The organism is Frigoribacterium sp. MCBA15_019, from assembly GCF_001864945.1.
GTDB lineage: Bacteria > Actinomycetota > Actinomycetes > Actinomycetales > Microbacteriaceae > Frigoribacterium.
Genome location: NZ_MJGS01000001.1, coordinates 943,817 through 957,573, shown reverse-complemented (window position 1 = coordinate 957,573; position 13,757 = coordinate 943,817). Strand labels below are relative to the sequence as shown.

13 protein-coding genes are annotated in these 13,757 nt (G+C 71.9%); 7 read left to right on the top strand and 6 right to left on the bottom strand.

The genetic code is table 11. The features are described from left to right. Window positions 1-14: 14 nt before the first annotated feature. From BIV04_RS04510 to BIV04_RS04500, 3 genes are read left to right on the top strand one after another with little or no spacing between them, the layout of a single operon-like run. Window positions 15-1,136 (top strand): adenosine deaminase, encoded by a 1,122-nt coding sequence (locus tag BIV04_RS04510; protein ID WP_071254409.1) that lies wholly within the window; start codon window positions 15-17, stop codon window positions 1,134-1,136. A 2-nt stretch (window positions 1,137-1,138) separates the two neighbouring features. After that, window positions 1,139-1,585: a PTS sugar transporter subunit IIA gene (locus BIV04_RS04505; protein WP_071254408.1), complete on the top strand. Its 447-nt coding sequence runs from the start codon at window positions 1,139-1,141 to the stop codon at window positions 1,583-1,585. A 29-nt stretch (window positions 1,586-1,614) separates the two neighbouring features. Beyond that, window positions 1,615-1,887, top strand: coding sequence for a PTS sugar transporter subunit IIB (locus tag BIV04_RS04500; RefSeq protein ID WP_043594402.1), 273 nt, complete (start codon window positions 1,615-1,617; stop codon window positions 1,885-1,887). Window positions 1,888-2,001: 114 nt separating this feature from the next. Here the strand turns inward: BIV04_RS04500 and BIV04_RS04495 are convergent, their stop codons facing one another. The 4 genes from BIV04_RS04495 to BIV04_RS04480 form a co-directional block, all read right to left on the bottom strand. Further along, window positions 2,002-3,717 (bottom strand): phospho-sugar mutase, encoded by a 1,716-nt coding sequence (locus BIV04_RS04495; RefSeq protein WP_369825276.1) that lies wholly within the window; start codon window positions 3,715-3,717, stop codon window positions 2,002-2,004. Beyond that, window positions 3,714-4,547, bottom strand: a complete 834-nt coding sequence (locus tag BIV04_RS04490; RefSeq protein ID WP_071254407.1) for a purine-nucleoside phosphorylase — start codon at window positions 4,545-4,547, stop codon at window positions 3,714-3,716. The genes BIV04_RS04495 and BIV04_RS04490 overlap by 4 nt, the downstream gene beginning before the upstream one ends. A 60-nt stretch (window positions 4,548-4,607) precedes the next feature. Further along, entirely contained in the window at window positions 4,608-6,365 is a 1,758-nt protein-coding gene (locus BIV04_RS04485) for a biotin carboxylase N-terminal domain-containing protein (protein ID WP_071254405.1), read from the bottom strand. A gap of 79 nt (window positions 6,366-6,444) precedes the next feature. Continuing rightward, the gene (locus tag BIV04_RS04480) at window positions 6,445-7,134 is read right to left on the bottom strand and encodes a nucleoside triphosphate pyrophosphatase (protein ID WP_071254404.1); all 690 of its coding nucleotides are present in this window, start codon (window positions 7,132-7,134) and stop codon (window positions 6,445-6,447) included. 26 nt (window positions 7,135-7,160) lie between these two features. On the opposite strand from BIV04_RS04480, the gene BIV04_RS04475 reads away from it, so the two are divergent. From BIV04_RS04475 to BIV04_RS04460, 4 genes are all read left to right on the top strand, one after another. Continuing rightward, window positions 7,161-8,402 carry a class I SAM-dependent RNA methyltransferase gene (locus BIV04_RS04475; protein WP_071254402.1) on the top strand — a complete coding sequence of 414 codons (1,242 nt, stop codon included), beginning with the start codon at window positions 7,161-7,163 and terminating at the stop codon, window positions 8,400-8,402. 71 nt (window positions 8,403-8,473) lie between these two features. Then, window positions 8,474-9,184 carry a response regulator gene (locus tag BIV04_RS04470; protein ID WP_369825282.1) on the top strand — a complete coding sequence of 237 codons (711 nt, stop codon included), beginning with the start codon at window positions 8,474-8,476 and terminating at the stop codon, window positions 9,182-9,184. Continuing rightward, the gene (locus tag BIV04_RS04465; RefSeq protein ID WP_071254398.1) at window positions 9,174-10,481 is read left to right on the top strand and encodes a sensor histidine kinase; all 1,308 of its coding nucleotides are present in this window, start codon (window positions 9,174-9,176) and stop codon (window positions 10,479-10,481) included. The genes BIV04_RS04470 and BIV04_RS04465 overlap by 11 nt, the downstream gene beginning before the upstream one ends. Beyond that, window positions 10,478-11,524 carry a hypothetical protein gene (locus BIV04_RS04460; protein ID WP_071254396.1) on the top strand — a complete coding sequence of 349 codons (1,047 nt, stop codon included), beginning with the start codon at window positions 10,478-10,480 and terminating at the stop codon, window positions 11,522-11,524. Before BIV04_RS04465 ends, BIV04_RS04460 begins: the two co-directional genes overlap by 4 nt. 277 nt (window positions 11,525-11,801) lie before the next feature. Here BIV04_RS04460 and BIV04_RS04455 read toward each other — a convergent pair whose 3' ends face one another. Continuing rightward, the gene (locus tag BIV04_RS04455) at window positions 11,802-12,083 is read right to left on the bottom strand and encodes an acyl-CoA carboxylase epsilon subunit (RefSeq protein WP_177174757.1); all 282 of its coding nucleotides are present in this window, start codon (window positions 12,081-12,083) and stop codon (window positions 11,802-11,804) included. After that, window positions 12,080-13,693 (bottom strand): acyl-CoA carboxylase subunit beta, encoded by a 1,614-nt coding sequence (locus tag BIV04_RS04450; protein WP_071254394.1) that lies wholly within the window; start codon window positions 13,691-13,693, stop codon window positions 12,080-12,082. The genes BIV04_RS04455 and BIV04_RS04450 overlap by 4 nt, the downstream gene beginning before the upstream one ends. Window positions 13,694-13,757: the final 64 nt, after the last annotated feature.

The following is a 13,757-nucleotide window of genomic DNA, read 5'->3' as shown; positions in this document are numbered from 1 at the left end:
AGTAGATTGAGGGCATGAGCGCTCCCGACAAGGACTACCGGCTGCCGAACGGTGGCCCGCGGCTCGCGGCCCTGCCGAAGGTGTCGCTGCACGACCACCTCGACGGGGGCCTCCGGCCCGAGACCGTCGTCGACCTGGCGGTCGAGGCCGGCATCGACCTCCCCGCGTCCGACCCCGAGGCGCTGCGCCGCTGGTTCGTCGAGAACGCCGACTCCGGCACCCTGGTCGACTACCTCGCGACCTTCGAGCTCACGGTCGCGGTCATGCAGACCACCGAGCAGCTGACCCGTGTCGCCCACGAGTTCGTCCTCGACCTTGCCGCCGACGGCGTCGTCCACGCCGAGGTGCGCTGGGCCCCCGAGCAGCACCAGCGGCAGGGGCTCACCCTCGACCAGGCGGTCGAGGCCGTGCAGACGGGCTTCGCATCGGCCGTACGGTCGTTGGCCGCCGACGGGTACGAGATCTCGGTCGGGCAAATCCTCAGTGCGCTGCGCCAGGGCGAGCGGTCGCTCGAGATCGCCCAGCTCGCGGTCCGCCATCGCGAGAACGGCGTGCTCGCCTTCGACATCGCCGGCCCCGAGGCCGGGTACCCGGCCGCCGACCACAAGGTCGCCTTCGACCTCCTGGCCCGAGAGTTCATGCCCGTCACGGTGCACGCGGGCGAGGCCGACGGTCTCGACAGCATCCGCGGCGCCTTGATCGACGGGCGGGCCCTCCGCCTCGGCCACGGCGTGCGCATCGCCGAAGACATCCGCGTCGTCGCGAGCAAGGGCTCGACCTCCACGGTCGAGATCGGGCCGATCGCCTCGTGGGTGCGCGACCGCGAGATCCCGCTCGAGCTGTCACCGCAGTCCAACCTGCAGACCGGTGCCATCGCGGCCTGGGGCACGGACCTCGACGACCACCCCTTCGACCTGCTCTACCAGCTCGGCTACAGCGTGACGGTCAACACCGACAACCGCCTGATGAGCGACACGAGCCTCTGCAAAGAGCTCGCCCTCCTCAGCCAGGCCTTCGACTACGACCTCGACGACCACGAGACGTTTCAGCTCAACGCCGCGGCGTCATGCTTCCTGCCGCTCGAGGACCGCGAGGCGCTGGCCGACCGCATCACCGCCGGCTTCGAGGGGGTCTGAGCATGGCGCTCCCTCCGCTGCCCGACGAGGCGGTCGTCATCGGTGCCCGGGTCGCCGACTGGCGTGAGGCCGTCCGTGTCGCGGGGCACGCGCTGGTCGACTCCGGTGCCGCGCTCGAGGGCTACGGCGACGAGATGGTCCGCATGATCGACGAGCACGGCCCCTACGTGGTCATCGCGCCCGGCCTCGTGTTGGCCCATGCCCGTCCGGGCGACGACGTGGTCCGCGACGGTCTGGCGGTCGTGACCCTGGCCGAGCCGGTCCCGTTCGGGCACCCGCACAACGACCCGGTCAGCGTGGTCCTCGGCCTCGCGATCGTCACGGTCGGGGGCCACCTCGAATCGATCGCCGACCTCGCGAACGTCTTCAACGAGGCCTCCGTCATCCCCGCCCTCGCGGCCGCCACTTCGGTCGACGAGGTGCGTCGGTTGATGGGCGTCCCCGCCTGACCCACCCCACGACGGATCGAGACAGCCCCATGAAGATCGTCACCATCTGCGGCGCCGGCATCGGCAGCAGCGGAATCCTCAAGGTCAACGCCGAGCGTGTCCTGGCCAAGCTCGACATCGAGGCCGACGTCGTCGCGGCCGACATCGGCTCGATCGCCTCGGTCGGCGACGACGCGCAGGTGATCCTCACGTCGGCCGAGTTCGTCGAGGCCATCGGCTCCACGTTCGCCGACGTCATCGTGATCCAGAACCACTTCGACCAGGCCGAGCTGACCGAGAAGCTGCAGAAGTCGCTCGGCTGAGCGCGGCGTGCGGCACCGGGGCGAGCCGCCACAGCGCGGACGTGAGAGACCCCGGAGGCGCAGGTCGCGCCTCCGGGGTCTCTTTCGTCGTCAGGGCGGTCGCCGCCCCGACCGTCAGGCCAGCAGGGCCCGCATGCCCGCGTCGAGGTCGGCCACGGCCGCCTCGGCCGCTGCTCGGCGGGCGACGGCATCGCCCTCGGTGCTCGACGCGTCGATGTAGACCTTGAGCTTGGGCTCGGTGCCGCTCGGGCGGACGATGACGCGCGAGCCGTCGGTCAGCCAGTAGCGCAGGATGTCGCCTGCGGGGAAGGCCCCGAATCCGTCGCGGAAGTCCTCGACGCGGTCGACGCGGTGCGAGCCGATGGTCGCCGGGGGCCGCTGACGGAGACCGTCGGTGAGCGCCGTGATGGTGGCGAGGTCGTCGACCCTGATCGAGATCTGCGACGAGGCGTAGGCGCCGAACCGCTCGTCGAAGGCGACGAGGTGCTCGGCCAGGCTCGACCCGGCGGTGTGCAGCTCGGTGGCGAGGGCGAGCAGGTCGACCGCGGCCGAGATGCCGTCCTTGTCGCGGACGACGTCGGGGTCGACGAGGTAGCCGAGTGCCTCTTCGTAGCCGTAGAGCAGACCTCCGACGCGGGAGACCCACTTGAAGCCGGTGAGGGTGTCGACGTAGTCGAGCCCGTGCACCCGGGCGATCTCGCGCAGGGCGGGGGAGGAGACGATGCTCGCGGCCAGGGTGCCGTCGCGGTCGTCCCGACGCGCGCGCTCGGCGGCGCGCCAACCGAGCAGCGAGCCGACCTCGTTGCCGCTGAGTCGACGCCAGCCGCCGTCGACGGGGATCGCGACCGCGAGCCGGTCGGCGTCGGGGTCGTTGGCGATGACCAGGTCGGCCTCGACACGGTCGGCCGTGGCGAACGAGAGATCCATGGCGCCGGGCTCTTCGGGGTTGGGGAAGGCCACGGTCGGGAACGCCGGGTCGGGAGCGCTCTGCTCGCTGACCGGGATCGGCTCGGCGAAACCGGCGGTCGCGAACACGCGACGCGCGACCTCCCACCCGACGCCGTGCATCGCGGTGTAGACGACGCGCGGCTGACGACCGGTCGCTGCCGTGCCGGCCACGGCGGCGGTGCGACGCACGTACTCCATGACGAGGTCGTCGCCGGCCTCACGGTAGTCGTCCGAACGGGCCAGCCGGGTGACGGGGGACTGCGCCGCCTTCTCGATCTCGACCGCGATCTCGCCGTCGACCGGCGAGACGATCTGCGATCCGGCGTCGACGCCGCCGAGGTAGACCTTGTAGCCGTTGTCCTGCGCAGGGTTGTGGCTGGCGGTGACCATGACGCCCGCACTGACGTCGAGGTGGCGCACGGCGAAGGCCAGCACGGGGGTCGGCAGGGCGCGCGGCAGGATCGTCGCGGACACGCCGGCCGCCGCCATGATCTCGGCGGTGTCGCGCGCGAAGACGTCGGAGTTCTTTCGCCCGTCGTAGCCGATGACGATCGAGGGGCTCGACTCGCGACCGAGCAGGAACGCCGCGAAGCCGGCCGCGGCCTGCGCCACGAGGACGCGGTTCATGCGGTTCGACCCCGAGCCCAGGGCACCGCGCAGACCGGCGGTGCCGAACTGCAGGCGACCGGCGAAGCGGTCGGCGAGGTCGACGGCGGCGTCCGAGTCGTCGGACGCGGCACGGGCGATCAGACGGTCGAGCTCGTCTCGCGTCTCGGCGTCGGGGTCCTGGTCGCGCCAGTCCGTCGCCGTCGCGATCAGACCGTCGAGGTCGGGCGAGACCAGGGGACCGTCGCCGCCGGGCCCCGTCACGTCGCCGCTCACAGGGCCGCCACGATGCGGGCGAGCAGGTCGCTGATCTTGGCCTCGGCGTCGCGCCCGGCCTCGAGCACCTCGGCGTGGCTGAGCGGGGTCTTCTGGATGCCCGCGGCGAGGTTCGTGATCAGCGACATGCCGAGCACCTCCATGCCGGACTGGCGGGCGGCGATGGCCTCGAGGGCCGTCGACATGCCGACGATGTGGCCGCCGATCGCCTTGGCCATCTGCACCTCGGCCGGCGTCTCGTAGTGAGGGCCGCGGAACTGCGTGTAGACGCCCTCGTCGAGGTCGGGGTCGATTCCGCGCGCGACGTCGCGCAGTCGCGACGAGTACAGGTCGGTCAGGTCGACGAACGTCGCGCCCTCGAGGGGCGAGTCCGCCGTGAGGTTGATGTGGTCGCTGATCAGCACGGGGGTGCCGGGCTTCCAGGTCTCTTTGATGCCGCCGGCACCGTTGGTCAGGATCATCGTCGTCGCGCCCGTGGCGGCGGCCGTGCGCACGCCGTGCACGACCCGGCGCACGCCGTGGCCCTCGTAGTAGTGCGTGCGGGCACCCATGACGAGGGCGTGCTTGCCCGAGGGCAAAGCGATGCTGCGGATCGAGCTCGTGTGGCCGACGACGGCCGACGCGGCGAACCCGGTGATCTCGGTCGCCGGGACCTCGGCCACGGTCTCGCCGATCAGGTCGGCGGCCTTGGCCCAACCGCTGCCCAGCGTCAGGGCGATGTCGTGTCGGGCGACGCCGGTCTTCTCGGCGATCTCGGCGGCGGCGGTGCGGGCGACCTCGAAGGGGTCGGCGGCGCGGTCGTCGAGCGGGTGCGTGGTGGTCTCAGACATGGCGTCCACTCTAGGGTCTGCCGACCCGCCTCCCCGGTCGCCGCCGGGCTCGGCGCGGGGTCAGTCGATGCTGAGCAGGACGTGGCCCGACGAGACGGTCTCGCCGACGACGGCCGCGATGCCCGAGACGGTGCCGTCACGGTGGGCGGCGACGGGCTGTTCCATCTTCATGGCCTCGAGCACGAGCACCAGGTCGCCCTTGACGACCTGCTGACCGGCTTCGACGGCGAGCTTGACGACGGTGGCCTGCATCGGTGCCTTGACCTCGGCACCGGTCGCGGTCACGACCGACGACCGGGGAGCACCCCGGCGCTTGGGGGCGACCGCAGGAGGCGCGGTGCGCGACCCGAGACCGGCCGGCAGCGAGACCTCGAGTCGCTTCCCGCCCACCTCGACCACGACGGTGTCGCGTGCGTCGGCCGGGCGCGGAGCCTCGGCCTCGCCGCTCCACGCGGGGATGGTGTTGTCGAACTCGGTCTCGATCCAGCGGGTGTAGATCGAGAACGGTGCGCCGTCGGCGGGCGCGAACGCGGGGTCGTCGACGATCGCGCGGTGGAACGGCAGCACCGTCGGCAGGCCGGCGACCTCGAACTCGGCGAGGGCGCGACGGGAGCGCTCGAGGGCGTCCTCGCGCGACGAGCCGGTGACGATCAGCTTGGCGAGGAGCGAGTCGAACGAGCCGCTGATCTCGTCGCCCGCCTGGACGCCGCTGTCGACGCGGACGCCGGGGCCTCCCGGCGCCTTGAAGACGTGGATCGGGCCGGGGGCGGGCATGAACCCGCGGCCGGCGTCCTCGCCGTTGATCCGGAACTCGAACGAGTGGCCGCGGGCCTCGGGGTCGTCGTAGTCGAGCACGCCGCCCTCGGCGAGGCGGAACTGCTCGCGGACGAGGTCGATGCCGGTGACCTCTTCGGACACGGGGTGCTCGACCTGCAGGCGCGTGTTGACCTCGAGGAACGAGACGGTGCCGTCCTTGCCGATCAGGAACTCGCAGGTGCCGGCGCCGACGTAGCCGACCTCGCGCAGGATCGCCTTCGAGGACTCGTACAGCTTCGTGGTCTGCTCGTCGGTGAGGAACGGCGCGGGGGCTTCTTCGACGAGCTTCTGGTGGCGGCGCTGCAACGAGCAGTCGCGGGTCGACACGACGACGACGTTGCCGTGCGCGTCGGACAGGCACTGGGTCTCGACGTGGCGCGGCTGGTCGAGGTACTTCTCGACGAAGCACTCGCCGCGGCCGAAGGCGGCGACGGCCTCGCGGGTGGCCGAGTCGAACAGCTCGGGGACCTCGTCGCGGGTGCGGGCCACCTTGAGGCCGCGTCCACCGCCACCGAAGGCCGCCTTGATGGCGACGGGCAGGCCGTGCTGGTCGACGAACTCGAGGACCTCGTCGGCACCCGAGACGGGGTTCAGGGTGCCGGGGGCGAGCGGCGCCCCGACGCGCTCGGCGATGTGCCGAGCCGAGACCTTGTCGCCGAGCTGCTCGATGGCCTCGGGCGACGGGCCGATCCAGATCAGGCCCGCGGCCTGCACGGCTCGGGCGAAGTCGGCGTTCTCGGCGAGGAAGCCGTAGCCGGGGTGCACGGCGTCGGCACCCGAGCGGCGGGCGACCGAGAGGATCTTGTCGATGACGAGGTAGGTCTCGGCGCTCGTGGTGCCGCCCAGGGCGTAGGCCTCGTCGGCGAGGCGGGCGTGCTGGGCGTCGCGGTCCTGGTCGGCGTAGACCGCCACCGAGCCGATTCCGGCGTCACGCGCGGCCCGGATCACGCGGACGGCGATCTCTCCACGGTTGGCGATGAGGACCTTGCTGATACGCGGCATAGTTCCCCACCCTATTGCGCGGTCCGCGCCTGCCTTTGGCTGACGTGCACAAAAAGGACCAGGAGGCGCGAGGCAGAACCTACAAGGACCCGGCGGTCGGCGAGGTCCACAGCTGGTGCCACGGCACGCCGAAGCCCCGGACGAGCGACCGCAGCACGGGCACCGAGAGACCCACGACGGCGCTCGGGGTGCCCTCGATGTGGGTGATGAACGCGGACGCCCGACCGTCGATCGTGAAGGCACCCGCGACCTCGAGCGGCTCGCCCGTCTCGACGTAGGCCGAGAGCTCGTGCGGGTCGAGGTCGTCGGCGAAGGTGAGGGACGCGCTCGCGACCCGGCCCGCGCCTCCTGACGGGGTGTCGGCGCCGACTCGCGGAGCGCCGCCGCGGTGGTCGACCAGCCAGTGGCCCGACCAGAGGGTGCCGTGGCCGATCTCGGCCATCCGGCGCCACCGGTCGAGCGCCAGCGCGGGCTCGTGCGGTTTGCCGTGCACCTCGCCGTCGAACTCGAAGGCGCTGTCGCCCCCGAGCACCAGCCCGTCGAGGGGGCGGCCGTCGATCACGGTGTGGAGAACGGCCTCGGCCTTGAGCCGGGCGAGGTGCTGCACCGTCTCGGCCGCCGTGAGGTCTCGGCCGAGGCGTGCCGACTCGATCGCGACCGCGGCCTCCTCGTCGACGCCGGGGCTGATCAGCACCGGCTCGATGCCGGCGGCGCGCAGCAGCGCGAGACGGGCGGGGGAGGTGCTGGCCAGGTAGAGCGGGACGGTCATGCCGCCCAGCCTGTCAGACTCGTCGCATGGGAGACATGCTGGGCCGCGAGGTCGAACTGGACGTGACGGGCATCGCACACGGGGGCATCTCGGTGGCCCGACTCGACGGGCGGGTGGTCTTCGTGACCGACACCCTGCCCGGCGAGAAGGTCGTGGCGCGCATCGCCGACGACCGCAAGAAAGCCTTCTGGCGAGCCGACACGATGAGCGTCCTCGAGGCGAGCGAACACCGCCGACCACACGTGTGGGGCGCGGCGGCCCTCGAGGTCGATCCGGCGGACCGGGCCGGCGGTGCCGAGTTCGGGCACATCCAGCTCGCCCACCAGCGCGAGCTGAAGCGGCGCGTGGTGGTCGACGCGCTCACCCGGATGGGCGGGGTCGCCGACGCCGACGGCCGGGTCACGGTCGAGGCCCTCCCGGGCGACGACGAGCGTGACGGCACCGGGTGGCGCACGCGCCTCCGCCTCCACCTCGACGCCGAGGGGCGTCCCGGTCAGTACGCCGCGCGCTCGCACCGGGTCGTGCACGTGCCCGACCTGCCGCTCGCGTCCCCGGAGGCCGCCGAGGTGGCGCCGCTGGGCGACGCCTTCCCCGGCGAGGAACACGTCGACGTCGTCGCCCCGAGCGTGGGCGGCGCGCGTCTGATCATCGGACGTCAGGCTCGCTCCACCATCACCGAGGTCGTCGGTGACCGCGAGTTCCGCCTCGACGACGGCGGGTTCTGGCAGGTCCACCGCGAGGCCGCCGCCACGCTCACCGCCGCGGTGCAGACCATGATCGACCCCGAGCGCTTCGATCCGAAGGGCGCCAACCTCGACCTGTACGGCGGGGTCGGACTGCTCGCCGCCGCCGTGGGCGACCGGTTCGGCGCGGGGACGCGCATCACGAGCGTCGAGAGCGACGAGCGGGCGACCGAGCACGCCTCCGAGAACCTGGCCGAGTGGATCGGCGCGTCGGCCGTGACCGGACGCGTGGAGCGCTGGTTGCGCCAGACGGCGTCACAGGCGAGCGACGCCGAGCGCCAGCGCCTCGCCGCCGCGACGGTCGTGCTCGACCCGCCCCGCTCGGGCGCGGGACGCGACGTGGTGTCCGAGATCGCGGCCCTGCGCCCCGCCCAGGTCGTCTACGTCGCGTGCGACCCGGTCGCCCTCGCCCGCGACGTCGCCCTCTTCGCCGAGCGCGGCTACGCACTCGACGCCCTGCAGGCCTACGACCTCTTCCCGAACACGCACCACGTCGAGACGGTGGTGCGCCTGCTGCCTGCCTGAGCCGCGATCCCGTTACGATGTACCCCGTGCACGCCCGGGGTTCAGGGACCAGGGCACACGCCGACAGAAGGATCACCGTGTCAGACCTCACGACCGAGACCCCCACCGCCACCCGCGAGACCGCACCCGTGCGGGTCGCCGTCGTCGACGACCACGAGTCGGTGCGGCTCGGCATCCAGGCCGCCTGCCAGAACGAGGGCTTCGAGGTGATCCTCACCGCGGCCGGCGTCCAGGAGTTCGTCGAGAACCTCGCCGGTCGCGAGGTCGACGTCGTCGTCCTCGACCTGTCGCTCGGCGACGGCTCGACCGTCACCGAGAACGTCAAGCGCGTTCAGGCCACGGGGTCCGCCGTCCTCGTGCACAGCATCGCCGACCGGGTCGCCTCGGTACGCGAGGCGCTCGCCGCGGGGGCGGCCGGGGTCATCCCGAAGTCCTCCGCCACGAAGACCGTCATGGCCGCCGTCGCGACGGTCGCCCGGGGCGACGTGCTGAACAACCTCGAATGGGCGAGCGCGATCGACGCCGACCGCGACTTCGCCAAGGCCCAGCTCGGTCGTCGCGAGCGCGAGATCCTGCACCTCTACGCCTCGGGCCTGCCGCTGAAGCTCGCCGCCCAGCAGCTCGGCATCGGCTACTCGACGGCCCGCGAGTACCTCGACCGCATCCGCGTCAAGTACGTCGAGGTCGGCCGACCGGCACCCACCAAGGTCGACCTGCTCCGCCGCGCCGTCGAGGACGGCATCCTGCCGGGGCTCGACGCAGACGGCGGCGATGGCCGGTGAGGGTCGGCTGAGCGCCCCGATCCCGCTCGGAGCGCTCCGGCCCCCGCGCAACCCGATCAGCCGCGCCCTGCTCGACAAGGTGCTGGGGCGGATCATCGCCGCGGCCGGACTCGTGTTCGGCCTGCAAGCCCTGCCCGGCATGATCGGTCAGGTCGACAGCATGCAACTCGCCTGGGCCTGGGTCATCGGCCTGGCGATGTTCGGCGGGTTCTTCGCGTTGGTCGTGGCGAGCCTCGTACAGCGCGGCGTCACGACGGTCGAGGCCTTCGTCGCCATCGCCTACCTGATCGCCCTGGTCACCTGGCCCCTCGCCGTCGACGATCCCAGCGCGGTCCAGTCGAGCGTGCCGTGGCTCTGGTACCTGTGCACCGTCGCGACGGCCTCGGCCGCCTCGGCGTTCTCGACCTGGATCGCCACCGGCTACCTCTTCGTCGCCCCGGCCGTCTACGGCTTCATCCGCCTGACGCCGTCGGGCGGGGCGGTCTCCCCGCAGCGGGCGACCCTCGACTCCGTCTACGCCATCCTGCTCGGCGGCGCGGTGCTGATCCTCGTGGTGATCCTGCGCCAGGCGGCGGCCAACGTCGACCAGGCCCAGGCGACCGCCGTCGCGCGGTACTCCGAGGCGATCCGCGAGCACGCCACCGAGCTCGAGCGGGTGCAGGTCGACGCCATCGTCCACGACAGCGTCCTGACGACCTTCATCCAGGCGGCCAGGGCGTGGTCGCCCGACGAGCGCGAGCTGTCGACCAACATGGCCCGGAACGCCATGTCCCACCTCTCGGCCGCGGCGAGCACCACGCCGTTCGACGAGTCCGACACCACGATCGCCGGCATGGTGGGCCGCATCGAGGCCGCCGTGGCCGACCTGGGGGTCCCGGTCGAGCTGCGTCGGGGCCCGATCGAGGGCGACGGCATCCCGTCCACCGCCGCCGAGGCGCTCTACTCGGCCGCCGTGCAGGCCCTCGTCAACAGTTCGCAGCACGCCGGCGACGGGCCCGGCGTGGAGCGCTGGGTGCACGTCACCCGTGATCCGGCGGGCCTGACGACCGTCGAGGTCGGCGACACGGGCAAGGGCTTCGAACCGACGACGGTGCCGACGGAGCGTCTCGGGGTCCGCGTGTCGATCCACGAGAGACTCAACAACGCCGGCGGGCTCGCGACCATCGACTCGGCACCGGGGCGCGGAACCCTCGTTCGCCTGCGGTGGCCGGTCGACGCGCTCCTCGACGGAGGCCGGACGCCCGACCCTTCGCCCGACCCCGCCGACGAGACGGGCACCTCGGGGGGCGCCGCGTGAGGGTCTCCGTGCCGCGGTGGCTGATCGTGTCGCTGGCAGCGGTCTTCTCGGCATACCACCTGGTCCTGGCCGTGGCGTCGCTGGACCGGTTCACCGATCCGCTGCCCGTCGTCGCGTGCATGGCGTTGTACGGCGCCGCCACCGTGGCCGTGCTGTGGCCCAGCAAGCACGTCATCATGCCCGTGTGGATGGCCTCGTTCTGCCTGGCCGTGAGCATCGTCCTGCCGCTCGTCGTGACCTCCGAGCTCGACAGCTCGGTGAAGAACGGCTACGCCACCTGGTACGTCGCCGCCGTGGGCACGCTCATGGTGATCGTGTCCACGAGGCGTCGACAGGGCTTCGCCTGGCTCGGGGTCGGCTTCATGGCGGTACACGGCGTGCTGTGGGCCGGCGTCGAACAGATCGCCGACCTCGGCATCGTCGGCAGCGTGGTCTGGGTCGCCTTCAGCCATGCGATGTCGAGCACGCTCACGCGCGCGGGGCGCGAAACGCGCGAGTTCATCCTCGCCGAGCACGAAGCGGCGGACTGGCAGGCCGCACAGGAAGCCCACGTGAACGAGCGTCAGTACCGGTTGCTGCAGACGGGTCGTACGGCACGGCCGATGCTCCAGACCATCGTCCGCCGACACGGCGACCTCACCGCGGCCGAGCGACAGGAGTGCCTCAACCTCGAGGGAGCGATCCGGGACGAGATCCGGGGGCGGCGCCTCCTCGACGACGACGTCCGTCACGAGGTCATGGCGGCGCGCCGTCGCGGGGCCGTCGTCAGTCTCCTCGACGAGGGAGGCATCGACGACCTCGGACCGACGGATCTGCGACGGGTCCATGCCGTGCTCGCCGGGGCCCTGCGCGATTCGCTCGCCGATCGCATCATCGTCCGGACCGTCCAGGGCGGGGGAGACGACGCGGTCACGGTCGTCGGGCTCGGCTCGGCAGACCTGTCCTCGAGCGCGCTCGGCCGGGGGGTCTCGGCCGACGCGGACGAGGACGACGACGGCGACGAAGTCCAGCTCTGGTTGCAGATCCCTCGCTCGGCCCCCTGATCATCCGACGGCCCCCGGCGCGACGGGCACCCACGACATGAGGAAGGGCCGGACGATCGTCCGGCCCTTCCGAGAACCTGAGCCAGGGCGGCAACCCGAATGCCGCCCTGACTACCCCCGGCAGCGACCCGTTCACCCTGGTCGGCCTCTGTTCGGTGGTGTGACTCCACGAGACACCCAGCACGTGCAAGCATGGTCGCTCGAGGCCGCCTGTGCAGTCGTCATTTAGGGGGACAGGCGGGCGAGGACGGCCGCGTCCACCGCCGTCCCGGGGGAGTCAGCCCGCGAAACCTCGCCAACGGCCCTCGCCGGCCGCGATGGCGGGACGGGGTGCCCGGGCCGACCGCGTCCAGGCCGACGTCGTGGGTCGGGAGGGCGTCGTCGCCGCCGCCTCGGCCCGGCCGGCCTCGACGGCGGCTAGCAACGCCGTCACCGCCGCCAGTTCGTCGGGCGTCGGGTCTCCGGCGACGACCCTGAGCAGGGGCGCCGACGGCTGCTCGTCCGCGTCGGTGGGGCGTTCCGTCGCGTCGGGGGAATCGGCTGCGTGGCGCCCGCTCACAGGGGGATGTTCCCGTGCTTCTTCGGCGGCAGGGTCGCCCGTTTGGTCTTGAGGGCTCGCAGCGCCTTGATCACGGCGACCCGGGTCGCCGCCGGTTCGACGACGCCGTCGAGTTCACCCCGCTCGGCGGCGAGGAAGGGGCTCGCGACGTTGTAGGTGTACTCGTTCGCGAGCCGTGTGCGCACGGCTGCGACGTCCTCGCCGGCTTCGGCCGCCGCCTTGATCTCGTTGCGGTAGAGGATGTTGACGGCACCCTGCCCGCCCATCACGGCGATCTCGGCCGTCGGCCAGGCGAGGTTGATGTCGGCGCCCAGCTGCTTCGACCCCATGACGATGTAGGCGCCGCCGTAGGCCTTGCGGGTGATCACCGTCACGAGCGGGACCGTGGCCTCGGCGTAGGCGTAGAGCAGCTTGGCGCCGCGGCGGATCACACCCGTCCACTCCTGGTCGGTGCCGGGCAGGTAGCCGGGTACGTCGACGAGGGTGAGGATCGGGATGTTGAAGGCGTCGCAGAAGCGCACGAAGCGGCTGGCCTTCTCACCGGCCTCGATGTTGAGCGTGCCGGCCATGGCGGACGGCTGGTTGGCGATGACGCCCACCGGGCGGCCCTCGACCCGGCCGAAGCCGACGACGATGTTGGGCGCGAAGAGCGGCTGGACCTCGAGGAACTCCCCGTCGTCGACGACGTGCTCGATCACCGTCATCACGTCGTAGGGCTGGTTGGGGCTGTCCGGGATCAGGGTGTTCAGCTGGCGGTCGTGGTCGGTGGTCTCGAGTTCGACCGGCACGTCGAAGACGTGCGGGTCGGCCAGGTTGTTGTCGGGCAGGTACGACAGCAGGGCCCGGGCGTAGTCGAGGGCGTCGTCCTCGTCGCTCGCGAGGTAGTGCGAGACGCCCGAGACCTTGTTGTGGGTCAGGGCGCCGCCGAGTTCTTCGAAGCCGACGTCCTCGCCCGTCACGGTCTTGATGACGTCCGGCCCGGTGACGAACATGTGGCTCGTCTTGTCGACCATGATCACGAAGTCGGTCAGCGCGGGGGAGTACACCGCGCCTCCGGCCGCGGGGCCCATGATCAGCGAGATCTGGGGGATGACGCCCGAGGCGGCCGTGTTCAGCCGAAAGATCTCGCCGTACTTGCCGAGGGCGACGACGCCTTCCTGGATTCGCGCCCCGCCCGAGTCGAGGATGCCGATGATGGGCACCCCGGTCTTGAGGGCCAACTGCATGACCTTGATGATCTTCTCGCCCGCGACCTCGCCGAGCGAGCCGCCGAAGATGGTGAAGTCCTGCGAGTAGACCGCGACCTGGCGGCCGTGGATCGTGCCCGTGCCCGTGACGACCGCGTCGCCGTAGGGTCGCTTGGCCTCCATGCCGAAGGCGTGCGTGCGGTGCCGGACGAACTCGTCGAGCTCGACGAACGAGCCCGGGTCGAGCAGCTCGTCGATCCGCTCTCGGGCCGTCTTCTTGCCCTTGGCGTGCTGCTTGGCGATCGCGGCCTCGCCGCTGGCCGTCACGGCCTCGTGATAGCGGGCCTTGAGATCGGCGAGCTTGCCCGCGGTGGTGTGCAGGTCGGGCGCGGCGTCGGTGTGGGGCGCGGAGTCAGGAGTCACGCGCCTCACTCTACTGACCGACCCGTGGCCATCCGTTGGAGGTTTCCACGCGTGGACGCCCCCG